Origin of the sequence: Actimicrobium antarcticum, from assembly GCF_039536745.1 — a bacterium.
Lineage (GTDB): Bacteria > Pseudomonadota > Gammaproteobacteria > Burkholderiales > Burkholderiaceae_D > Actimicrobium > Actimicrobium antarcticum.
In genome coordinates this window covers 560,693-583,088 of record NZ_BAAAZE010000005.1, presented here as the reverse complement: position 1 = coordinate 583,088, position 22,396 = coordinate 560,693, and the positions used below count along the sequence as shown (strand labels likewise).

19 protein-coding genes are annotated in these 22,396 nt (G+C 58.0%); 6 read left to right on the top strand and 13 right to left on the bottom strand.

Going from position 1 to position 22,396, the window contains the following annotated elements:
* Window positions 1–24: 24 nt before the first annotated feature.
* A complete protein-coding gene (locus ABD720_RS05445) occupies window positions 25–1,074 on the top strand; it encodes a serine/threonine protein kinase (protein WP_344762221.1) in 1,050 nt (349 codons plus the stop codon).
* Here ABD720_RS05445 and ABD720_RS05440 read toward each other — a convergent pair.
* Complete coding sequence (locus tag ABD720_RS05440) at window positions 1,071–2,618, bottom strand: HDOD domain-containing protein (protein WP_344762220.1); 1,548 nt, start codon at window positions 2,616–2,618, stop codon at window positions 1,071–1,073. The two genes, ABD720_RS05445 and ABD720_RS05440, sit on opposite strands and share 4 nt — an antisense overlap.
* Before the next feature lie 263 nt (window positions 2,619–2,881).
* Here ABD720_RS05440 and ABD720_RS05435 point away from each other — a divergent pair, with 263 nt between their 5' ends.
* Window positions 2,882–3,769: an EamA family transporter gene (locus ABD720_RS05435; RefSeq protein ID WP_344762219.1), complete on the top strand. Its 888-nt coding sequence runs from the start codon at window positions 2,882–2,884 to the stop codon at window positions 3,767–3,769.
* Window positions 3,770–3,797: 28 nt separating this feature from the next.
* On the opposite strand, the gene ABD720_RS05430 is transcribed toward ABD720_RS05435, so the two are convergent.
* The 10 genes from ABD720_RS05430 to hemC form a co-directional block, all read right to left on the bottom strand.
* On the bottom strand, window positions 3,798–4,457 hold the full coding sequence (locus tag ABD720_RS05430) for a hypothetical protein (protein ID WP_344762218.1): 660 nt from the start codon (window positions 4,455–4,457) through the stop codon (window positions 3,798–3,800).
* The gene (locus ABD720_RS05425) at window positions 4,454–5,389 is read right to left on the bottom strand and encodes an MlaD family protein (protein WP_344762217.1); all 936 of its coding nucleotides are present in this window, start codon (window positions 5,387–5,389) and stop codon (window positions 4,454–4,456) included. The genes ABD720_RS05430 and ABD720_RS05425 overlap by 4 nt, the downstream gene beginning before the upstream one ends.
* A gap of 17 nt (window positions 5,390–5,406) precedes the next feature.
* Entirely contained in the window at window positions 5,407–6,213 is an 807-nt protein-coding gene (locus ABD720_RS05420; RefSeq protein WP_344762216.1) for an MlaE family ABC transporter permease, read from the bottom strand.
* Window positions 6,214–6,451: 238 nt separating this feature from the next.
* Window positions 6,452–6,829: a collagen-like protein gene (locus tag ABD720_RS05415; protein WP_344762215.1), complete on the bottom strand. Its 378-nt coding sequence runs from the start codon at window positions 6,827–6,829 to the stop codon at window positions 6,452–6,454.
* 329 nt (window positions 6,830–7,158) lie between these two features.
* Window positions 7,159–8,361 carry an ammonium transporter gene (locus ABD720_RS05410; RefSeq protein WP_344762214.1) on the bottom strand — a complete coding sequence of 401 codons (1,203 nt, stop codon included), beginning with the start codon at window positions 8,359–8,361 and terminating at the stop codon, window positions 7,159–7,161.
* Window positions 8,362–8,688: 327 nt separating this feature from the next.
* Entirely contained in the window at window positions 8,689–9,237 is a 549-nt protein-coding gene (ppa, locus tag ABD720_RS05405) for an inorganic diphosphatase (RefSeq protein WP_344762213.1), read from the bottom strand.
* A gap of 83 nt (window positions 9,238–9,320) precedes the next feature.
* Window positions 9,321–10,520 (bottom strand): heme biosynthesis protein HemY, encoded by a 1,200-nt coding sequence (locus ABD720_RS05400; protein WP_344762211.1) that lies wholly within the window; start codon window positions 10,518–10,520, stop codon window positions 9,321–9,323.
* Window positions 10,520–11,668, bottom strand: a complete 1,149-nt coding sequence (locus ABD720_RS05395) for a uroporphyrinogen-III C-methyltransferase (protein WP_344762210.1) — start codon at window positions 11,666–11,668, stop codon at window positions 10,520–10,522. The genes ABD720_RS05400 and ABD720_RS05395 overlap by 1 nt, the downstream gene beginning before the upstream one ends.
* Window positions 11,665–12,435, bottom strand: coding sequence for a uroporphyrinogen-III synthase (locus ABD720_RS05390; protein ID WP_344762209.1), 771 nt, complete (start codon window positions 12,433–12,435; stop codon window positions 11,665–11,667). The genes ABD720_RS05395 and ABD720_RS05390 overlap by 4 nt, the downstream gene beginning before the upstream one ends.
* Complete coding sequence (gene hemC, locus ABD720_RS05385) at window positions 12,432–13,406, bottom strand: hydroxymethylbilane synthase (protein ID WP_344762207.1); 975 nt, start codon at window positions 13,404–13,406, stop codon at window positions 12,432–12,434. The genes ABD720_RS05390 and hemC overlap by 4 nt, the downstream gene beginning before the upstream one ends.
* A gap of 173 nt (window positions 13,407–13,579) precedes the next feature.
* On the opposite strand from hemC, the gene ppc reads away from it, so the two are divergent.
* From ppc to ABD720_RS05365, 4 genes are all read left to right on the top strand, one after another.
* Window positions 13,580–16,456, top strand: coding sequence for a phosphoenolpyruvate carboxylase (gene ppc / locus ABD720_RS05380; protein WP_344762206.1), 2,877 nt, complete (start codon window positions 13,580–13,582; stop codon window positions 16,454–16,456).
* An 861-nt stretch (window positions 16,457–17,317) separates the two neighbouring features.
* The gene (locus ABD720_RS05375; protein ID WP_344762205.1) at window positions 17,318–18,463 is read left to right on the top strand and encodes a hybrid sensor histidine kinase/response regulator; all 1,146 of its coding nucleotides are present in this window, start codon (window positions 17,318–17,320) and stop codon (window positions 18,461–18,463) included.
* A gap of 108 nt (window positions 18,464–18,571) precedes the next feature.
* Entirely contained in the window at window positions 18,572–18,991 is a 420-nt protein-coding gene (locus tag ABD720_RS05370) for a hypothetical protein (RefSeq protein WP_344762204.1), read from the top strand.
* Complete coding sequence (locus ABD720_RS05365; protein WP_344762203.1) at window positions 18,988–20,445, top strand: ATPase domain-containing protein; 1,458 nt, start codon at window positions 18,988–18,990, stop codon at window positions 20,443–20,445. The genes ABD720_RS05370 and ABD720_RS05365 overlap by 4 nt, the downstream gene beginning before the upstream one ends.
* Window positions 20,446–20,498: 53 nt before the next feature.
* On the opposite strand, the gene ABD720_RS05360 is transcribed toward ABD720_RS05365, so the two are convergent.
* Together ABD720_RS05360 and ABD720_RS05355 are read right to left on the bottom strand one after the other, a co-directional pair.
* Window positions 20,499–21,269, bottom strand: a complete 771-nt coding sequence (locus ABD720_RS05360; RefSeq protein ID WP_344762202.1) for a LytR/AlgR family response regulator transcription factor — start codon at window positions 21,267–21,269, stop codon at window positions 20,499–20,501.
* Window positions 21,269–22,321, bottom strand: a complete 1,053-nt coding sequence (locus tag ABD720_RS05355; RefSeq protein ID WP_344762201.1) for a sensor histidine kinase — start codon at window positions 22,319–22,321, stop codon at window positions 21,269–21,271. Before ABD720_RS05355 ends, ABD720_RS05360 begins: the two co-directional genes overlap by 1 nt.
* Window positions 22,322–22,396 lie beyond the last annotated feature (75 nt).

The window sequence follows — 22,396 nt, the reverse complement described above, 5'->3', positions numbered from 1 at the left end:
CTGATTCCGCAAGCTGGGCACGGCATGACGACTGAAAAACCATCTGGCAAGCAGGCGACGCCAGCTCCGCTTCCGAGCCGCATCGGTCGCTTTCACATCACGCGCGAATTGGGGCGAGGTTCGCTCGGCGCCGTGTATGTCGGCCACGATCCGGTGATCGACCGGGATGTGGCAATCAAGACGTTCAACCCGACCTCGCAGTCGCAATCCCGGCGCTCAGGCGAACAACAACTGATCAACGAAGCACGGGCGGCAGGCAGGTTGTCGCATCCGCATATCGTGACCATTTTCGAGGCGTCCAGCGAAGGGCCGATAACGTATATGGCAATGGAATTGCTGCACGGCCGCGAACTGAACAAACTGCTCGACGACGGCCACAAGTTTGATTACGACGAAGTCGCATCGATCATCTGGAAGCTCTCTGATGCGCTGGATTACGCCCACCGGCATGCGGTCGTGCATCGCGACATCAAACCAGCGAATATTTTCCTGGTCGACGACCATCAACCCAAACTGGTCGACTTTGGTATTGCCCGCGCACCCAACCGCGTGGCTGAACAGCTGTCCATCGACGAACCACCGGTCACGCTGTTTCGCAATAATTTGCTCGGAACGCCCAACTACATGTCGCCGGAACAGGCCACCGGGCGCGAAGTCGATCGTCGCACCGATATTTATTCCCTCGGCGCTGTCATGTTCGAGATGCTGACCGGCCGCAAGCCGTTCCAGTCGCGAGACACCGACAAGCTGCTACACCTGATTGCGCACAAGGCTGCCGACAAACCGCATGAACTTGATAGCGCCATCCCGATGATCCTGTCGCGGATCGTGACGAAGGCCATGAGCAAACAGGCAGACCGGCGATATCAGAGCGCAGGCGCAATGACGCTCGACCTCAAACGCTACCTGATCGCCGGCAAGCGCGCCCGGCGCAAGCTCAGGATGGCGTTGCCCATGCTGCAGACCGACGATCCTGACGATGCGCCCATCATCCGGCGCACACCATTTCTGGCCGGATGCGCGCTCGTGGCAGGCGTCCTGCTCACGCTGTTGCTGATGCAATTACAGTTTTAGCGCGGGACCAGTGCCGAAATCAGCAGTCCTTTCAACATTTTGATGAGCGCCGTTTCATCGGTTGGCACGCCTTCGGGCGACGGGTAGATCCTGTCGCCGTAAAACAGTCCGAACGATTTTCCCTGGATCAGCAGTGGCAAGACAATGAAACTGCGCGCATCCGGCAACAAGCCGCGGTGCCACACCGGAATCAGGACCGCAATAGTGGGCACCATCGCATCCGCAATCATCAAATCAGCATCGTTCTTCAAGGCCAGCGCAAACAGGTCGCGCCCGGCCTCAGTGGTGAAGCCAAAGCCAGCCTGACGTGCCGTATTCTTTTCTCCTAATGACAATCTGGCCTTGAACTGCCCTGACTTCGAATCACGCACGCAGATTGTCGAAAAACGCAAACCCAGACTGTGATGCAAAGTTTCCAGCACCAGTAGCGCGACATCGTTGGGCCGGGAACGGCCAGACGCCATCATCTCGGTGACGTCTCTGACGCCGGTCATCAACAACTCTCGCGAGTTCATGGGCTTTCCGCTCGGGTGGCATGTGTCGACCGACATATCGAGCTCGGGCTCGACGCGCATCAGCAGTTCCGTCGGCAGCATGGTTGCATCATCGTCCGCTGCAGCCAGCGCACTGTCAGCCGTGCTCGCAGTATCGAACGCGCTCAGAACGCTGGCTTGTTCGATTACCGAGGCAAGCAGCGTCGTCAGGGTGGGCTGATCAAGTCCCAATGCCGTGCCGAAACGCGCCAGCAAGACACGACTGGCCGCGTCTTCACCGGGCTGGCTCATTTGCGGAATCAGCGTGGCCGCCATGGTGCTGAAGACCGCCACCTGCTGCATCCATTCGTGACGGCTTTTTGCCGCCTTGACCAGTCCCGGAGGCAACGGAGCCAGCGCCTTGACAATGCTGTCGGGAATTTTCCATTCGTACAGCACCGATTCGGCCAGCGTCTCGAAACTGCAGCCCAGCCGTGCCATCGATGCATTCGCCGGCGACGAACCGTCGGTCTCCATCAATCCGATGATGCTTTTGTATAACTGATGATCGTGGGCGGCCACCAGCAAGCGGCCCATGTTTTTGAATAGTGCGGCGACGGCAGCTTCTTCGGCATCCTTGAAATGACTGCGCCGCGCCAGTTCACGGCCGACGATGCTGGCGCACATCGCATGGGATAGCTCGGCGCGCACATCGACCGCATGTTTTCCGGTCATGCCATCAACCAGCAGGATGGCCAGTGCAGTGGTCTTGACCGCATCAAATCCAAGCACAAAAATCGCGCGCGAAATCGTCGTCACCTGGCCGCTGGCCGTGACGCGGTACGTCACGGTATTGGCGAGACGCAGGATTTTTTGCGTAAGCGACGCATCGGACAAGACGAAACGCGCCAGATCGCGCACGGCATCATCGCCCGACGACGCCATCTGCACCACCTGCGAGATCGAACTTGCGAGTGCAGGCAAATTGGGATCGTTGGCGATTTTCAGCAATAGCGCCGCGCGAACAGCGCACGGATCATCGTGGTGTGCAGAAGATGGAACAGCTGTCATGGGCGCTATCGTTATTGGCGAATAAGGAAGGTCGGTTTTTGCTCTGTGCGGATCATGCGGCGCCACCGACGAGTGCGTGAAATGTGCGCGACGACATGATGCTGATCATGCCGTACCACACATCAATTGTCGACTTTTCGTGTGTGTAAAAAAACACCGGCCGCAAACTGCGTCAGGAACAGTCATCGCCAAGCCGCAGGCCATCAGTGGCATTACCGGTACGACCCCGTACAATCAGCGCTCCTCTCTACTGCCTCGACCTAATGCAAACCACCGATATTTTTCTCGCACTCACCGTTGTCACTATCTGGGGCATCAATTTCGTTGTCATCAAACTCGGCTTGCAAGGTCTGCCACCGATTCTGTTTACGGCATTGCGCTTTCTGTTTGCCGCCTTGCCGCTGGCATTGTTCGTCAAGCGACCGGCAATTCCGTTGCGGTTGCTGGTGGGCTTCGGCATGTTCCAGTTTGCGTTTCAATTTACCTTGCTGTTCTCCGGCATGCATCTTGGCTTCCCGCCAGGGCTGGCGTCGCTGGTGATTCAGTTACAGGTCTTTTTCACGATCGGACTGGCCGTGCTGCTGCTCGGCGAGCGGCCGCGTGTGACGCAACTGGTCGGCGCGCTGATCGCGCTGGGCGGCATCATCCTGGTGGCAACACAGCTCGACGCCAAGCCGACACTGATCGGTTTTGCGATGGTCATCGCGGGCGGATTCTGCTGGGCGATCGCCAACATCCTGTCGAAAAAAATGGTCGGGGTCAATCCGCTGCAACTGGTGGTGTGGGCATCGGTCGTCGCAACGCCACCGTTACTGTTGACCTCACTGGTGATCGAGGGAACCGCTGCATGGATCAGTGCCGCAACCCACCTGACCTGGGTCTCGGCAGCCGCCGTGTTGTTCCAGTCGTATCCGAATACGATACTTGGATTCGGGATCTGGTCGGTACTGATGCGCAAGTACCAGACCGCGACCATCGCCCCGTTTGCCTTGCTGGTGCCGGTAGCGGGAATGCTGGGTGCGGCGATAGTACTGGGCGAATCGATGGACTGGTGGAAGATCGTCGCCGGCATGCTGGTGCTGGGCGGACTGGCGGTGAATCTGTTTGGCGGGCGAGTGCTGCAAATACTGCGTCGTGCAACACCATCCTGAATCGAACCGGATCGTCGATCACGCCATGCTATTTCAGCGGTGCAGAGGTCAACCCGATACGCCGTTCAATACGTGCCAGCGCAGCCAGGTCGCCGCCGTCCCGGGCGCGTTGCGCTTGTACTCCCAGCCATGCAAGCAAGGGGCGACGCCAGCCTTGCTCTGATGCCGTCTCGGTCGCTGCCGTGATGTCGGCGGGGTTGATGGCGCCGGCTTGCAGCAGGACGCCTGCCGCAACCAGGCGTGACAGCGGATCATCGATAGAGCCAATGACGCTCGCACTACTGCTGGACGCAGCGCCCGCCAGCACGGCACGATACTGCGCCGGCAGCACTGACGCATCAACGTCTTGCCATCGCCCGGTCAACAATGCGGCGTAGCTGCGCTCGATGGCGCCAGCATCCCCCGCCAGCGGCTGATAGCCGGCACACTGATCGAATTCCAGGCTGGCTACCCGGTTAGCGCATCGGACCAGCTCGGCACGCGCCAGCAAATCGCCCTTGCCGGTGCTGCTGATTTCAAGGCGGGCACGGCTGAACTCCTGATCTGCAATACGCGTATTGCCAGTCAGGTAGGCCGCTGAAAAGCTGTCCAGCGCGCCATGTGCATTGGCTTTCCAGCCAGGCACAGGCGGCTTGGTGGCACAACCCGCTACCAACAAGCCGATGCAAAAAACCGAAAAAATTCTCATGGCAGTTTGAGCTCCGTATCCCGTGCAAAAGGCCATTTCCGATTGATTTCATCGACCAGATTGGTGACTTTGCGCAGGCTGGTGTCGACCTCGGCGCGCAACGCACCTAGGTCATTGGTGGCCAGCCGGGCGTTGGCCCCTACCGCTTGTGCTTCCGCCAGCACGCTGTCGACTTTTTTGAGGCTGGTGCGGGCGTCGCCGAGTACCGCATTGAGCTGGACGATCGTGGCCTGAGCGTCTTGCATGACACCACTTTTTCCAAAAACGCGCTGGTCGGTTTTTGCCAGCAGGACGTTGATATTGTCGAGCGTGCCGATCAGCTTTTTGGCATTCTCGTCACTGCCCAGCGCCCCACCCAGCAAACCATACCGACCTGACATGCGGGCAGTGGCTGCCTGTACATTGGCCAGACTGGTGTTCAGGCTGGACTCGGCGCCGGTCATGTTGCCGAGATTGTCCAGCAAGGCGCGCGCCGCAGCGACAAGCCGTGGAATTTCAGCGGCGGTGTCACCGCGCAACACGGTACGCACCGATGCTTCCGGCAACGGTGGATCAGTAAAAATTCCTGTAAAAGCCCGGATACGCGTGTCGCCGACCATACCGCGCTCCAGCGTAAAAATGCTGGACGTGCGCAACCAGTGCGCATCTTTGCGCGGGACGTCAATGAGGATGCGCGCCTTGCCATCGGGCGCAAGCTCGATGCGTTGCACCCGACCGATCGGAAATCCCGAAAATGTCATGTCCATGCCGACGATCACGCCTTCGGAGTCGTCCGCCATCAGCACGAGCCGCTGGGTAGATTCGAATACGCCGCGCGCATACATCACGTACAACAAAAAGCTGCACACCAGCGCAGTCATCAGGATCAGAAGGACGACGGCCTTGAATTCAACGTGGGCGACGGGAGCGGCTTCATCGACGGGTGGTTCCATGAGAATCATTGTCCAGGTTAAATGTATTTGATCGCCAGCGAGCCGGCTTCGATCAACAACAGTACAACGAGCAAACGCAGTGCGCCGGGCTGGACCGTTGACGGCAGCTGGCGGGCCTGACGGGATGCTTCAAGGATCGCGGCCATCGGGATGACGGCGACAGCCATTCCGAAGAGCACGGTTTTGAGAATAAAGCCGATCGTCACGACCGGCTCGAAGACCCGGCCGACGGTACGGGTGTAGTCCACCACACCCCATGGAGACAGGCCATATACATTGATGTAAGCCAGCAGCAAAACAATGACGCTACTGACCATGGCCAGAGTGAAGACGGCGAAAGCGGCGGCGATCACCTGCGGCACCAGCTCGCTGCGCACCCGGGTAACGCTGGCAGCCGACAACCTTGGCGACACGACTTGCGCCGGAACTAACGTCATCGCACCGGCATTGAACGCCAGTCCGGAGCGCAGCGCCACGAATAGCGCAGCGGACAAGGGGATCAGTTCCAGCACCAGCACGCGCACGACCATTTCAAGCGCATATTGCGACAGGCCGTAGCTCAGTGCGGTCACCACGACAATCCGAATCACGACCTGGCACACCAGCGCACTCAGCAGGGCGAACCAGGGCAATACCTGCCAGGTGCTCGCGTGGATGCAACGGGAAATGGTGATACGGTTTTGGTGGATGTAAGTCGATGGTGAAAACGCCATCACGATGGCGATGGCGCCAAGATAGATCATGGCCCACCAGCTCATGATTGAACGCGCGGCGGCTGCGGCCCATTCGCCGGGTTTCATGTACAGGAAAGAGTGTTGGGGCATGTGTGCATGATAACGCACGGGTTTCGGATATCCGGCCCTGCGTGCTTGCGAATTCTCACCGTGGGCTTCGCGCGAGACAGAAATTGGGTCAGTTGTCTTTTCGGAGACAACGTCTCATCCCGAAACCGGACTACTTGCGAAAAATTGGCCGGGCACCATGCGGGCCGGCCAACGAGAGCATCGACCAGGCTCTTATAGACGAGCCCGCCCGGTCAGGGCAAGGCCCGTCGGAGCTTGCTTAGCGTGGCGCCGGAACGATGACGACGGTGTCACCGGTCGCCCTGGCGCCGGCATTTCCACGCGCGCCAGTTGACCCGGTAGCGCCCGTGTTACCTGTTGCGCCCGTATAACCAGTTGCACCCGTTTCGCCGGTGGCACCCGTGTAGCCAGTTGCGCCGGTATAGCCGGTTGCGCCGGTCGCGCCTGTTCCGCCAGTAGCGCCGGTCGCTCCGGTGTAGCCGGTGGAACCCGTTGAGCCGGTGTTACCGGTGGCACCGGTAAAGCCTGGCTCGCCCTGCGGTCCTGCGGGGCCTGCTGGCAACGTAATGCATCCACCCAAAGCACTGCCGAGGGCAAGTATCGCGGCAGCAGTAGCAAGTTGTTTTGAGATCATCATGATTATTTCCTTTTCGAAGCACTACGGAACTACGCACGAGATTGTGGGCAGCCAGCCAGAGTCGATCGGTTTCTGGCGGTAAGGACCAGCGGTGGCAGATCAAACCATCACTCCTGCAAATCGCGTTCTCAGTTGATCTGCTCGCGGCGTCCCGGATAAGCACCACGGGACGATATGCGATCAAGTCGAAGGCTACGCGACCATCGCCGACAATTCCGTTCGGTAACGCGCATATCGGTTTTATTGCTGTGCCACGGCATCAGCGTCACGGTTCATCACTGGAGGACGATATTGCGTTGCCTATGCGTGCCTGTGCGTGCCTATGCGTTCTACCAGTTCGACTCGCGTTCCGGTGTGGACGAAATGTGATGTATCGACAGATCGGCTCCCTGGAACTCTTCCTCGGGATCGAGCCGGATCCCCATTGCCAGTTTCAACAGACCGTAGATCAGGAATCCACCCACCAGCGCGATGCCGATGCCCATCGTGGTGCCGATGACCTGCGAGGCCAGCGAGACCCCACCCAGGCCACCAAGTGCTTTCGAACCGAATATGCCAGCAGCAATACCGCCCCACGCTCCGCACAATCCGTGTAACGGCCAGACACCCAGCACATCATCGATCTTCCACTTGTTTTGCGTGAGCGTGAACATCCAGACAAAAATGCCACCGGCCAGGCCTCCGGTAACGAGCGCACCCAGCGGATGCATCAAGTCGGACCCGGCGCACACGGCGACCAATCCTGCCAGCGGGCCGTTGTACACAAAGCCGGGATCGTTCTTGCCGAGTACCAACGCAACCAGCGTCCCACCCACCATTGCCATCAACGAATTGACGGCGACCAGTCCATTCATCTTGTCGAGCGACTGCGCACTCATGACATTAAAACCAAACCAGCCCACCGTCAGAATCCACGCACCCAGCGCGAGAAAAGGAATCGACGATGGCGGATGGGCTGCGATTGCGCCTTCTTTCGTGTAACGCCCCCGTCGTGCGCCGAGCAACAGTACCGCCGCCAGCGCGACCCAGCCGCCCACGGCATGCACCACGACCGATCCGGCAAAGTCATGGAACTCTGCCGAAAAAGCCTCCTTGAGCCACCCCTGAATGCCAAATCGCTGATTCCAGACGATGCCCTCGAAAAACGGATACACCAGGCCGACCAGCAAGGACGTCGCAATTAGTTGCGGATAAAAACGTGCCCGCTCGGCAATACCGCCGGAGACGATGGCCGGTATGGCTGCAGCAAAAGTCAACAGGAAGAAAAACTTCACCAGCTCATACCCATTTTTTTCGGCAAGCACATCGGCCGCTGAAAAAAAATGCACACCATAAGCAATGCTGTACCCCACAAAGAAATACGCCACTGTCGACACGGAAAAATCCACCAGAATCTTGACCAGGGCATTGACCTGGTTCTTTTTTCTGACCGTACCCAGTTCAAGGAACGCAAATCCGGCATGCATCGCCAGGATCATGATTGCACCGAGTAAAACAAAAAGTGCATCGGCACCGTTTTTCAAACCATCCATTCCAACTACCCCCAAAAAGATGCAAAATAAAAATTGACAGTTCACTTAAGCAATTTTCATTCCATTTTGGTGCGCAACTTAATCCATTGATTTAATTGAATTAAATTAATTGTGATCATGAGAGCTCTCGCCTAGACGTTAAAAAGCACCGAAATGAGGCGCCTATTTGGTGCTTCCACGGCACCGGCGGTCTGACGAACAGAATTCATCACCCGAAAACTGGTCCGATTGCCAGGCTTGCAATCAGACAAACAAAAAAATACCCCGGCAGTCATTGCGACTCCGGGGCACGATGGTCAGGCGCAGCGGCTTTAACAGCCGTCAACTTCAGGCAGCGGGCTCGCTCTCGGCCTTGTTGAAAGCAGCCACTCCAGCCATGATTTCCTGCCGGGCATCTTCCGGGCCAAACCAGCCTTCGATCTTGACCCACTTGCCCTTTTCCAGATCCTTGTAGTGCTCAAAGAAATGCTGGATCTGCTGAAGGCGCAGGTCATTGATATCTTCCGGCTTTTGCCAATGGGTATAGATTGACAGCACCTTGTCGACCGGCACGGCCAGAACCTTGGCGTCGCCGCCGGCTTCATCGGACATCTTCAGTACGCCGATTGCGCGGCAACGAACTACGACACCCGGAAACAGGGGGAACGGCGTAATCACCAGCACATCCACAGGATCGCCGTCATCCGAAATCGTGCGCGGAACATAGCCGTAGTTGCAGGGATAATGCATCGCCGTACCCATGAAGCGATCCACAAAAATTGCACCTGATTCCTTGTCGACTTCGTACTTGATCGGATCGGCATTCATCGGGATTTCAATGATCACGTTGAAGTCATTTGGCAGATCGCGGCCGGCGGAAACGTTATTCAGGCTCATGGTGCTTTCTCATAGTTGGTAGGAATTCTGTGGACGGCGAATTATAGCGACTTATCTCCGGCGATCGCCTGATCGGCGGCGCACTACGAGACCAGTTCGGCCAGTGCGCATTGACGATAATGCGCGTTCGCTTTGTCAGGCTGGTTCAGCGCTTCATGCAGTTGCGCCAGTTTCAGGTGTGCACTACGCAGGGTAGAGGACTCTGTCGCATCCGACAAGGCCTGCTCCAGATGGCGCTGGGCTTTACCCCATAGCTTTTGTTTCAGGCATAGCGTGCCCAGGGTCAGCGCCAGTTCGGGATCGGTTGGATGCAGCACCCGCCATTCTTCGCAACGCTCGATCTGGGCCAGCAAACCGGCCGATCCTTCGCTGCCAGCGCCGTCGCGATAAGTGCGCAGCAGCTCGTCATTCCATTCGACGGCCAAGGCCCGTTCGATAATCGCCCGCGCTTCATTGGGCAGTCCGCAAGTACTGAACGCGATCGCCGCATGCGCGGCGACAAACGGTGCCGTACGGTCGGCGACAGGAATGTCGCTCCAGAGGCGACGAATGGATTCCGCGTCATTACTGCGGTCGGACAGCAACGCATCGTAGGCCTGTTCGCGCAGTCGACGCGAAGCGACCGGATGCAATGCGTTGTTCTTGTCGAGAGAACGCACCAGACGCAATACTTCGCGCCAGTTGCGCGATTGCTGATTGGCCTTGAGTGCCAGTCGCAGCACGTGAATGTGCCGGGTGCCACTGGCATTGAGTTCATTGACCGCCGCCAATGCACTTTCCGGATCGTGATCATCGACCAGCAGTTCAAGAGCGGTCATCAACCGCGCCGTGCGTAACCCGCTGTCGTCCTCGATCTTTGCCAGCCACGCGTTGCGGCGCGCGCCCTGTTGCATCCGGTGCGCTGCACGCGCGCCGATCAATGCCGACAAACCAGCATTATCGGGTGACGTGGCTGCGCGTGTCGCGGCTTTTTCGGCATGTCCGAAACGTCCTTCAAAAAACGCTTTCAGGGCATCACGCAGTGCAGTGATTCCTTCCCGCTCGCGTTTTTCGCGGCGGTAGGCAGCGACGCGTGACGGCATCTGCTGCGTCAGGGACAAGGTATTGAGCAACAGGAAACACAACCAGAACAGCAGCGCCAGCAGCAGCAAAAAGAAGTTCAGCGACAGATCAATGCGGTACGGCGGATAAAAGAAAACCACATTGCCAGGATTGAACCGTGACGCGACGGCCAGCCCGACAGCTGTCGCAAAGAGGGCAAGGAATCGCAGAAGAAGGCGCACTATGGTTTGGCTTTATAGTTGCGAACCGCGTTCAGGCTTTCTGCCAGCGTCGGCATATCGATGGACAGATTGCTGGCCTGGATCTGCTTGAGCAGGGCTTGCGTGACCTGGGTCTGGCGCGCGCGGGTATCGAAATATTTGCTGATCGTATCTTGCGACGCAATCATGTCGTTGCGGAACGCGCTTTCATTGCGCGACAGCAGCGCGAGTCGCGCATTGAGCAAGCGCAGCTTCAGATTTTCACGTGCGTAGTAGGCCTGGGTAGGCGACAGCAGCAGCGCGTCCGAGGTCTCGACGGTCCGTACGCGGATGAGCTGGCTGATTTCGCTCCACATTTCGCTGGCAAAACTGTTCCATTTGTTGCGCAGGTCCTCTGGCCAATCGGCAGCGGCGTTGCCGCGTGCGGCAGGCGCTGGCGGCGAGCGTTCGAGACGTACTGACGAATGCCGATTGTTTTTTGGTGCGGTGACCGCGACTGCCGGTTTTTCGTCCGACAACAGCGGCATGCCATCAATCTGGCCAATCACGCTGTCGAGCCGCAGGGCGATGCCCGTCAAATCCAGCGACGGCAGCGATTTGAGCCGGTCGATGTCTTTGGCAATCGCGCGACGGATGACGATGAACTGGGGTTTGTCCGAGCGAGACAAACTGCGGTCGGCGTTCTGCAGCGCGATCAACGCGCCCTGCACGTTGCCGGCAAGCTGCAGCTGCTGACTTGCTGTCGAGAGCACCTGTTCGATCTCTGCCAGGGCCCAGTCATCACGATTTTTGGACAAATCCTGATACAACTGTTCAAGCGACAATTGTTGACTCTGGGCTTCGGTCTGGCGATTTTCCAGAACGCCTACTTTGCTTTGCAATTCGCGTGTGCCTTCTTGCAGTGACTTGACGATGCCTTTGGTTTCGCTGTTGAGATTGTCGCCAGCCTGCAAACGCTGCGCCGCTTCGGTGCGCAGGTTATGCATTTCCGTACGCCATGACCACCATTGCGCCACGAGCAGCACCGCCAGCAGCGCAATGAATGCATACACCAGCCATTCTGGCGATGAGGCACGCCGGTTTGAAGGCGTCGGGGTGCCCGAGGCGTCGCCGTCAGACGTGGGCGGCGGCAAGGCGCCGGGCAAGGGAGAGGTTGGCAGGTCAGTCATGGCCGCAATTGTAACGCGGTAAAGAGCCCATCGTCGCCCGCATCTGTCAGACAAACATGACGAAAGCCGAGTGTTTGCGCGGTTTCCCAGATTCTTTGATGGGGTACAAAAATATTTTTTTGTTGTAATTTAACAACACCAAACTCGGGGTCAACAGCTTTCGCAAATCCCAAAACAACCTGCAAGGCCTCGGAGCTGGTGATGATCCAGCTGTCGTCTGACGCCAGCAGCATCCGCAACTGATCCGCCAATGCCGGCGTCAACACCGGCGCAGCACGGCGGTAGGCGGCAACTTGCAGCACCTCGATACCTGCGCCCCGCAGCGCATCGCCCAACAATTCGCGCCCGGTTTCACCGCGCAAGATCAGCACGCGCCGGCCGCGCAATGCGTCGAGCTTCAGCACCTTGAGCAAGGTCTGCGAGTCGGTGCGTCGGGTGTCGAGGGGACTGGTGATCTGGTATCGCTCTGGCGTCACGCCATGGTGCATCAGCGTACGCCGGCTGCCCTCGCCCATCACTGCAAGTGGCACGCTTTCCGGCCAGCGATCCACATGGGCAAAGGTCGCGTCGATGGCGTTCGGGCTGACAAAGGCTACCAGCGCGAACTCGTCCAGCCGCGCCAATATCGCTTTCAATGGGGCCGGATCGGCCAGTGCATGAATCTCCAGTAACGGAAACATCACCACCGCATGCCCGGCGTCTTGCAAACGCTGCGCCAGCTCGCCCGCCTGAGCCTGCGGGCGGGTGATGACGATAGCCCGGGTCATTGCGGCGGGATGAGTTCGCTACCTTCAACGGCAGCTTCTGCCTTGCATACTTCCAGGATGGCCTCGGCATCGCGTCCTTGCAGGGCCTCGGCGACGTGTTGACCGAGAAGTTCCGGCGCATTTGCCGGTCCGCTGGCTTCGGCACTGGCTACCCGCGAGCCGTCCGGCGTTGCCACCATGGCGCGCAAAAACATCTGCTCGCCGTCAACCGTAGCAAATGCCGCCAGCGGAATCTGGCAGCTGCCGCCAAACGCCAGCGACACGGTGCGCTCTGCGCGCACTGCCTGGGACGTGGCCTGATGATCCAGCGGCGCCAGCAGTGCGATCAGGTCGTCGCGCCCCGACTTGATCTCGATGGCCATCGCGCCTTGCCCGGGAGCCGGCAAACTGAGTTCGGGTGCCATGGCGATGCGGATACGCTCCGGCACCCCGAGTCGTTTCAGTCCGGCAGCTGCGAGGATGATGCCTGCGTATTCGCCCCGATCGAGTTTGCCCAGCCGGGTATCGAGATTGCCGCGCAACGGCCGTATCACCAGATGCGGAAAGCGCGCCGCGATGAGCGCCTGGCGCCGCAAGCTGCTGGTGCCGACAATCGCACCGGGCGGCAAATCTTCCAGCGACGCATAGTCATTCGACACAAAGGCGTCGCGCGGATCTTCGCGCTCCAGAATCGCCGCCAGCGTAAAACCATCCGGCAGCTCCATCGGCACATCCTTGAGCGAATGCACGGCGAGGTCGGCGCGACCTTCGGAGATGGCCACTTCGAGCTCCTTGACAAACAATCCCTTACCGCCAACCTTTGATAAAGTCCGGTCAAGAATTTGATCGCCACGGGTCGTCATTCCGAGAATGTCGATATGGCACTGCGGATATAATGTTGCGAGTCTTGCACGGACGTGTTCAGCCTGCCACATGGCCAGACGGCTTTCACGAGAAGCGATCACGAGCTTTGCTGGAGGGGAGACTTTCAAGACGCGTTCTTTCATTTTGTTTGCAGCACAGCATCACATGAAGCACCTGAAGCTGTACCGGTACGGAGCATGATCGGGAAGCGCAAATGTTATCACGCACCCCTCCCCCGACCTGCACCCGACACCGGCGAGCGCCCTTCAACTCAGCTTCGCTCACTTGCGCTCCGCTTCCCATGGCCAAACAAATACCTCCTGCCGCTACCGTAATTCGGACAGCAACCCGCACTACAGTCCGCACCGCAACCCGTCCCGCGATCGATAACGACGCTCCGCTCAAAGAAGACATCCGCCTGCTGGGCCGCTTGCTGGGCGAGGTATTGCGCAGCCAGGAAGGCGAGGCGATTTACGATGTGGTCGAAACCGTGCGCCAGACTGCCGTGCGGTTCCGGCGCGAAGATGCACCGCAGACCGGAGCCGACCTGAACCGGATGCTCAAAAAGCTCACGCGCGAACAGACCATTTCGGTGGTGCGGGCCTTCTCGTATTTTTCGCATCTGGCCAATATCGCCGAAGACCAGCATCGCAACCGGCGCCGACGTGCGCATCAGATGGCCGGATCACCGGCCCGGCAAGGCAGCGTGGCGTTTGCGCTGGCCAAGCTGGATGATGCTGGTGTCTCCGGCACCACCGTTCGCGAATTTTTCAAGAACGCGCTGATCTCGCCGGTACTGACCGCGCATCCGACCGAAGTCCAGCGCAAGAGCATACTCGATGCAGAACACGACATCGCCCGTTTGCTGGCCCAGCGTGATCTGTCACTGACGCCAAAAGAAAGCGCGCTCAATACCGAGCTGCTGCATGCACGCATCTCCACTTTGTGGCAGACCCGCATGCTGCGTTATTCGAAGCTGACAGTCGCTGACGAAATCGAGAATGCGTTGTCGTATTACCGGATTACCTTTTTGCGTGAACTGCCGGGCATGTATGACGACATCGCCGATGAGGTGGCGCATCAGTTTCCGCAAAAGCATGCATCGCTTGCGACCGATGCCTCGACTTACGTGCAAATGGGCAGCTGGATCGGTGGCGACCGCGATGGCAATCCGAACGTCAATGCCGACACGATGCAACATGCGCTAAAGCGCCAGTCGACCACGATCCTCGATTTTTATCTGGAAGAAACCCACACGCTTGGTGGCGAGCTGTCGATCTCGACGCTGCTGATCAATATCAGCCCGGCGCTGCAGGCGCTGGCGAATGCCTCGCCCGACACCTCGGCACACCGCACTGACGAACCCTACCGGCGCGCGCTGGTTGGCATGTACGCACGGCTCGCCGCGACCGCAAGGGTGCTCGGCGCAACCAACATCCTGCGCAAGGAAGTCGCTCCCGCCGCACCCTACCCGAGCGCTGCGGAATACGCTGCCGACTTGCAGGTACTTGCGGATTCGCTGGTCAGTCATCATGGCGCCCATTTGATCAAACCAAGGTTGGCAGGACTCAAGCGTGCTGCCGAGATTTTCGGATTCCACCTCGCCACGCTCGACATGCGTCAGAGTTCGGATGTGCACGAGCGTGTTCTGGGCGAGTTGTTTGCGAGCGCCAAGGTCGAACCCCACTACGCCGGACTCGATGAAGCCCACAAAATTACCCTGTTGCTGGCCGAACTGGCGCAGCCGCGTTTGCTGACCTCGCCCTACCTCGACTATTCCGATGAAACCCGTTCCGAGCTGACCATCCTGCGTGCAGCCCGCACGATCCGCGCACGCTACGGCAGCCGGGCGATACGCAATTACATTATTTCGCACACCGAGACCGTCTCGGACCTGCTTGAAGTCATGCTCCTGCAAAAAGAAACCGGCCTGCTGCGCATTGGTGGCCCGGAAGAAGAACTCGATCTGATGGTCATTCCGCTGTTCGAGACGATTCCCGATCTGCGGCTCGCTGCAGAGATCATGGAACAGTGGATGTCCATGCCGCAAGTGCGCAGTCTGATCGCGCGTCAGGGCGAATTACAGGAAGTGATGCTGGGCTATTCGGACTCGAACAAGGATGGCGGTTTCCTGACGTCGACCTGGGAACTGTACAAGGCCGAAACCCGGCTGGTGCAAATCTTCGATCGCGCGGGCATCACGCTGCGCCTGTTCCATGGCCGCGGCGGCACCGTCGGCCGGGGCGGCGGGCCAAGCTACGAGGCGATCCTGGCCCAGCCTGCAGGCACCGTCAACGGCCAGATACGCCTGACCGAACAGGGTGAAATCATCGCCTCGAAATTCTCGAATCCGGAGATCGGCCGGCGCAACCTGGAGATGCTGGTTGCCGCGACACTGGAAGCGAGCCTGATGCCGCAAGCGAATGATCCGCGCCGCGCCAAAAAGAGTGCCGGCTTCGAATCGATCATGGAAGAGCTGTCGGAACGGGCCTACCGTGCCTATCGTAATCTGGTCTACGAGACGCCGGGCTTCACGGATTATTTTTTTGAAGCGACCCCGATTGCCGAAATTGCCGAGCTCAATATTGGCTCGCGCCCGGCATCGCGCAAGGCGTCCCGCCGCATTGAAGACCTGCGCGCGATTCCGTGGGGATTTTCATGGGGACAATGCCGCTTGCTGCTGCCGGGCTGGTACGGTTTCGGCAGCGCGATTTCCGATTGGCTGGCAGCGTCGGACGACGACAAGGCACGCGCAAAAAAACTCGCCCAGCTACGGATAATGGAACGTGAATGGCCCTTTTTTGCGACGCTGCTATCGAACATGGATATGGTGCTGTCGAAAACCGATCTGGCACTGGCGTCACGCTACGCCGAACTGGTCAGCGACAAAAAACTGCGCACCAGCATTTTCAAACGCATCGCTGCAGAACATGAACGCACCATTGACTGCCTGACAGCGATTACCGGTGCCACCGACAGGCTGGCCAACAACCCGTTACTGGCAAGGTCGATCAAGAATCGCTTTGCCTATCTCGACCCGCTGAATCACCTGCAGGTCGAGCTGATCAAGCGTCATCGGGCGACCACCAAAGACGACCAGCCGATCGATGAACGCGTGCGACGCGGCATTCATTTGTCAATCAATGGCATTGCTGCGGGCTTGCGCAATACGGGGTGAACTTAGGCGCGTGCGATGAATTAGTGCGATTCAGATCTGGCGTACTGGAGCTGAATCGCACCGTCAGAAACTCCAGTTCGCGTCAATGTTCCGTGATACCCGCGCCCTGATCAGAAACCGCACCAGACCGGGCTTCGCGCATCTTTCCTCTGTCGACGCGCAAGACAAATACGCAACGCCGTGCCTGTGCGACTCGCTTTTATGCACGGCGCCAACCGCAATCGCTTCATCCTGATTTCACTGTAAGTTCAACGACATCAAATTACACTCCAGATGCGCACTTTGGATAACGAGGACCCTTGTTAAAAATCAATAGGCGAACCATAAACGTCACCGAGCATTCGAATTACATGCAGCCGCCTATCCTTAGGCCACCAAAGACTACCGAAAGAAGTAGCTTATTAAAACCAACTGTATTTTTAGTTGCGATACAACTTGGCGGATAATCAAGTTGAACTTTTAGGCAATTGTTGTTCTCCGACGTAGTCACTGACAAGGGACACTCAATGTTCAGACCGACCGGACGTTCGTCATTTCTTCCCTTCATATTCAGCCGTTTTTTGCCCTGGGTGAAATCAATAATCCTGATTTCCGCAAGCCATTTCGCGACCAGCTACTTAGGACGAGGAATCGACAATGACTACCGCATACGCAATGGCTGACGACAATGGCCGCTCTGTCGCACAGGCGGCACTGAGTCCGGAAGACGAAGCGCTACTCGATATCCGGGACCCGTCGGCGTTACGAAGCCGCTTTGCGCAACTGTACGCAGAAATCGCGCAGCTCCGACAAGCCGGCCTGCGTCAGCTCGAACAGCAGGACCTGGTCGTCCAACTGCGCGAAGCAAATCAGAGCCTGCTATTGGCGACATTCGGCGCACAGGACCTGCAAGCAACTGCAGAGGCGGAAATCAAGGCGAAGAAAGAATTTTTGTCCATGCTCGCGCATGAACTGCGCAACCCACTGGCGCCCATCATGACGGCCAACGGGCTGCTCGAAAAGCTGGCGATTGCACATCCGATGCTGCCCAAACTGCACGACGTCATTGATCGGCAAACACGCCATTTGAAGCGACTGGTCGAAGATTTACTCGATGCATCGCGTATCAGTAGCGGCAAAATCACGTTGCGGCGCAACCAGTTCCTGCTGTCAGACATTATCGAGAGCGCGATTGAAACAAGCCAACCGCTACTCACCCAGCGCAAGCAAAAACTCGTACTGACGATTCCGACGGAACCGATCGTCATTGATGGCGACTCGGTGAGGCTGGCACAAGTGTTCTCCAACCTGCTGATCAATGCGGCCAAATTTTCTGATGAGGGTAAAGACATTCGTCTGGATGTTGATCGTCAATCGGATCAGATCGAGATCTGTGTAGCAGACAACGGAGTCGGCATTGCACTCGAGTTTCAGCCCTACGTGTTTGATTTGTTCACGCAGGGTAAAAATACGCTGGACAGGACCCAGGGCGGTCTCGGTATTGGCCTCTCGCTGGTTCGATCACTCGTCGAAATGCATGGCGGGTCTACCAAAGTCAGAAGCGATGGTCTGGGCAAAGGCAGCAAGTTCTTCGTTACGCTACCCATCAGTGCGCCACGACTGGCATTAGCGAACGTGCCATCACTGCCGACGTTGCCCAAGCCCCCCCTGCGACTATTGATCATCGAAGACAATATCGATGCCAATGACACGCTGAGCACCTTGCTTCGTCTGGAGGGAAACACGGTGGATTCCGCACTCGATGGAAAGACAGGGATCGAGATGGCACAGCGGCAGGCGTATGACGTGGTTCTCTGCGACATCGGATTGCCGGTCACGAATGGCTTCGAAGTCGTGCAACAGCTCAAACGTCTTTTGAATCCCCCACCCCGCTTCATCGCCGTCACTGGCTATAATCAGCCGAAGGACAGACTTCGTGCTTCGAGGGCAGGCTTCGATCATTTTCTGGTCAAGCCAATTGCCATTGATGCGTTGCTGAAAGTGATGTCCTCCTCTGCACTGAATTGACGGCGTGTTCCGGCCGTACCACCAGAATTGCGATGCCGCCAGACCCGGCATGCAATCTGCCGGACATTCACCTTTTTATTTTTGCTGCACGACTATTTCAAATTAACTATGGCAACAATCAACGTTGAACGAAATGACATGATACGAAGGGCTGTTCTGCAGCGGCCCGACGAACTCGTGGGCGGAACTGTTCACCTGTGGGACCGGCTTGCGTCCGAATTGATTTCGATCATCGGAGAAAACGGATTCGCGTCACTTTTTGCAAGAAGTGTTCACGTCACCCGAAACCGGTATCCCTGGATCGACTCGGCAAATCCATTACAAAAATCCGATGCGCGATTTTCCAGCCTCCAACTCAGCCTGGAAGGGCGCGATTTCACGGAAGCCAGCGAAGCAAGTATTCTTTTGCTGACCACGTTGGTCGATATAATTACGCTACTGATTGGCGAACTTTTAATGACGCGCATCCTCTGCTCTGCCTGGGGTAATACGACGCTGGAGACAGCTGGCAAGGAACAACAACAATGAACAAAAAAGTTACCATCAGGCGCCTTGCTACGGGCGTACCTGGCCTCGATGATTTGCTGGGTGGCGGCCTTCCGGAATTCTCTTTCAATCTGATCGCCGGGACGCCGGGCAGCGGCAAAACCACGATGGCGCACCAGATCATGTTTTCGCTCGCGACTCCGGATTGCCGTGCGCTTTTTTTTACGGTACTGGGCGAGCCGCCACTGAAAATGCTGCGGTATCAGCAGCAGTTTCCGTTTTTCGACATCGACAAAATCAATCACTCGATCAAGTTTGTGAACCTGGCAGCGGATTTGCTCGAAGGCGATTTTGAGCGTGTACTGGCCCGCATCGATGAGGAAGTGCAAAAGTTTGCGCCCAGTCTGGTGTTCGTCGATTCGTTCCGCTCGGTTGCCCAATCGGCAAAAAGCATGGAGGCAGGCGCGGCCGGCCTGCAGCACTTTGTCCAGCAACTCGGCACGCAGATGACCAGCTGGCAAGCCACCACATTCCTGATCGGGGAATATCTGGCGCCGGAAGCCGAGTCGAGTCCGGTGTTTACCGTTGCCGATGGCATCTTCTGGTTGTCGCAGCTGGTACACCGCGACGCCATGATCCGCAAGATTCAGGTAGTGAAGATGCGTGGCCAGGCCCAGAGTCCCGGTGTGCATACGTTCCGTATCAGTGATGAGGGGGTCGAGGTATTTCCTCGCGCCTTGATCACGTCAGGTATGTTGCAGCAAATTCATATCGAGGGCGACCAACGCATGTCAATGGGAGTACCGACGCTTGACGAGATGCTGGGTGGGGGCTTGCCTGTAGGATATTCGCTGCTGATAGTCGGACCGTCGGGCTCCGGCAAGACGGTGTTGGCGACGCAGTTCCTTGCCGAGGGCCTGCGTATCGGCGAAGCCGGCGTGATTGCCGCCTTCGAGAAAAGTCCGAATCAGCTACTCGGCAAGCAACTCAACCAGATGGTCGACCGTGGTGAAGTCGGTTACATCAATACCCGCACGCTGGATTTGTCGATCGATGAAATCCTGCACGACATGGTGGCGATGATCACGAAGATGAAGGCCAAACGCGTCGTCATCGATTCCTTGTCCGGTTTTGAATTGGCGCTGGCGCCGGTATTCCGCGAGGATTTCCGTGATGCGCTCTACCGGATGGTTGCGGTATTGACCGGCATGGGCGTGACGGTGCTGATGACCGCGGAGATGGTGGACAAGTACGATTCCCTGAGCTTCTGCTCTTACGGAAACGCGTTTCTTGCAGATGCCATCCTGCTGCAGCGTTACGTCGAAATCGGCGGGGAATTCAAGCGTGTCATGTCCGTGGTCAAGGTACGCGGCAGCAATCACAGCAAGGAGATTCGCTTCTTCGAAGTTGAGCACGACAAAATCCGGATTGGTGCCACGACCAGTGAGTACTTGGGAGTGTTGTCCGGCATGCCGGTACTGAATCCGATAGGCTGACCATACCGGGATACCGATCCATGCATCCTCGCGATGCGGCTATCGGATCGACCTCATTTGACCAGCGCCTTGATGGTAGCCCACTGCCGTCGTGAAATCGGCAAGCGATCCGTGACACCACGCAAGATGACCTGCCAGGTCACGGTGTCGCTGTCCCCTTCAACGTCGCGTATCCGTTCGACGCCTGCAATGGCATTGCGCGCCACCAGTGCATTGCGATGCACCCGCACGAACTGCGCCGCCAATTCTTCTTCGATCGATAACAGCGATTCTTCGATCAGGTGCTCGCGGGTGCTGGTGCGCAGCGTGACATACTTGGCTTCGGCCTTGAGATAAATCACATCAGCTACCGGCACCAGCAACAATCGGCCGCGCTCCTGCACCGGGAAATGCTGGCGAGCGGCGCCCTGCGTAACTATCGGCCCGACCTCATTCTGTCGCAATGCAACCACCCGACGTATCGCCTCGGCCAGACGCCCAGCCCGTATCGGTTTCATCAGGTAATCCAGTGCGCGCACCTCGAACGCCTTGACGGCATAGTCATCGTAGGCACTGATAAAAATCACGGAAGGCGGCCTGCTCAAAGTCCTGCCAAGATGGTCGGCAAGCGCGATACCGGACATGCCAGGCATCTGCACATCCAGCAGCACGATGTCCGGCGCCAGCAGGACGATGCCATCGATTGCAGCCTGTGCCTGATCCGCCTCGCCGACGATCTCATGCGGACACTCAAGCGCAATATCCGATAGCACATCGCGCAAGCGTGAACGGGCGAGTGCTTCGTCATCGACCAGAAAAAGGCGTACAGGCAGTCGGTCTGGCATCAGGTAGCTTTCTTGTAAGGTATCAACAGACGGACTTCAAAGCTGCCGTTGACCATCGATGTCGTCAATCGGGCGTCAAGGTCGTACAGCAGGCTCAGCCGCCCGCGAATATTATCCAGTGCCATGTGATTGCCGCGCGCGACCGTCGGATCGCCATGCCACGGATTGCTGATCAGGATATGGATCGTGTCGCGTACACGTCGCAGGCTGATGCGGATCAGCGCCGGTTCGACGATGGGCTCGACGCCGTAGTGCACGGCATTTTCCAGCAAGGGCTGCAATAGCAGCGACGGAATCTGTGCGTTGTGCAGGACTTCATCGTGAATTGCACTGGTATCCCATTGCACTTGCAGGCGTTCGCCAAGGCGGATCTTTTCGATCGACAGATACTGCTTGCACAAACGGATTTCATCGTCCAGCGAGGTCAGGTCCCGACCGTCACGCATCAGCACCCGGAACAGTTCGGCCAGATCCTCCAATGCCGTTTCGGCTCGGCGCGGCTCGCGACGGATCAGCGCCAGCACGGCATTCAGACTGTTGAACAAAAAGTGCGGACGGATGCGTGCCTGTAGCGCCTGCAAACGGGCCTCGCCCAGCGCCGGCGAATAGGCGCGTGTACGCACCTCAAAATAATGCTGGATCACGATACCGAACACGCCGGCTGCCAGCATGCCGTTGACGATCGAGGTCTCCGGAAATCCGTGGCGCCAGCGGTCCAGTGCCATCAGCCCGCGCAGTTCCAGCAACGTGATCAGGGCTGGTATCACGGCACAGGCGGCACGCTGCTGCCACAGGGTCAGACGCGTAGCGACACGTCGCACACCACACAGACAGACCAGCGATGTCATGCACAACAGCTCCAGGAGCAAGGCCGCGTCGACGAAGGCGATCAGGCCGAGAAGATAGCTGGTCGCTTGCAGCAGAATCACGATCAGCACCGTCAAGTTGACCAGCGCAAGCACCCGCAAGATCACGCCGGTGTTGCAGCAATCCGGGATCACGCTGTCGATCGATGGCGGTTTGGCAGCAGGGCCGGATCGTGAGGCTGGCATCAAGGGGTCTACATTCCTGAAAATCAGTGAGGTGCTTGTTTTATAATCGGCCCGGTACAGACACCTTCTTACCGG

Excerpts from the sequence above, each read along its gene's own strand:
- ABD720_RS05355 (WP_344762201.1), bottom strand. The coding sequence starts at position 22,321 with ATGCCAGCCTCACGATCCGGCCCTGCTGCCAAACCGCCATCGATCGAC.
- ABD720_RS05440 (WP_344762220.1), bottom strand. The coding sequence starts at position 2,618 with ATGACAGCTGTTCCATCTTCTGCACACCACGATGATCCGTGCGCTGTT.
- ABD720_RS05430 (WP_344762218.1), bottom strand. The coding sequence starts at position 4,457 with ATGAGAATTTTTTCGGTTTTTTGCATCGGCTTGTTGGTAGCGGGTTGT.
- ABD720_RS05425 (WP_344762217.1), bottom strand. The coding sequence starts at position 5,389 with ATGGAACCACCCGTCGATGAAGCCGCTCCCGTCGCCCACGTTGAATTC.
- ABD720_RS05365 (WP_344762203.1), top strand. The coding sequence starts at position 18,988 with ATGAACAAAAAAGTTACCATCAGGCGCCTTGCTACGGGCGTACCTGGC.
- ppa (WP_344762213.1), bottom strand. The coding sequence starts at position 9,237 with ATGAGCCTGAATAACGTTTCCGCCGGCCGCGATCTGCCAAATGACTTC.
- ABD720_RS05360 (WP_344762202.1), bottom strand. The coding sequence starts at position 21,269 with ATGCCAGACCGACTGCCTGTACGCCTTTTTCTGGTCGATGACGAAGCA.
- ABD720_RS05435 (WP_344762219.1), top strand. The coding sequence starts at position 2,882 with ATGCAAACCACCGATATTTTTCTCGCACTCACCGTTGTCACTATCTGG.
- ABD720_RS05420 (WP_344762216.1), bottom strand. The coding sequence starts at position 6,213 with ATGCCCCAACACTCTTTCCTGTACATGAAACCCGGCGAATGGGCCGCA.
- ABD720_RS05370 (WP_344762204.1), top strand. The coding sequence starts at position 18,572 with ATGGCAACAATCAACGTTGAACGAAATGACATGATACGAAGGGCTGTT.
- ppc (WP_344762206.1), top strand. The coding sequence starts at position 13,580 with ATGGCCAAACAAATACCTCCTGCCGCTACCGTAATTCGGACAGCAACC.
- ABD720_RS05415 (WP_344762215.1), bottom strand. The coding sequence starts at position 6,829 with ATGATGATCTCAAAACAACTTGCTACTGCTGCCGCGATACTTGCCCTC.
- ABD720_RS05395 (WP_344762210.1), bottom strand. The coding sequence starts at position 11,668 with ATGACTGACCTGCCAACCTCTCCCTTGCCCGGCGCCTTGCCGCCGCCC.
- ABD720_RS05445 (WP_344762221.1), top strand. The coding sequence starts at position 25 with ATGACGACTGAAAAACCATCTGGCAAGCAGGCGACGCCAGCTCCGCTT.
- ABD720_RS05390 (WP_344762209.1), bottom strand. The coding sequence starts at position 12,435 with ATGACCCGGGCTATCGTCATCACCCGCCCGCAGGCTCAGGCGGGCGAG.
- ABD720_RS05410 (WP_344762214.1), bottom strand. The coding sequence starts at position 8,361 with ATGGATGGTTTGAAAAACGGTGCCGATGCACTTTTTGTTTTACTCGGT.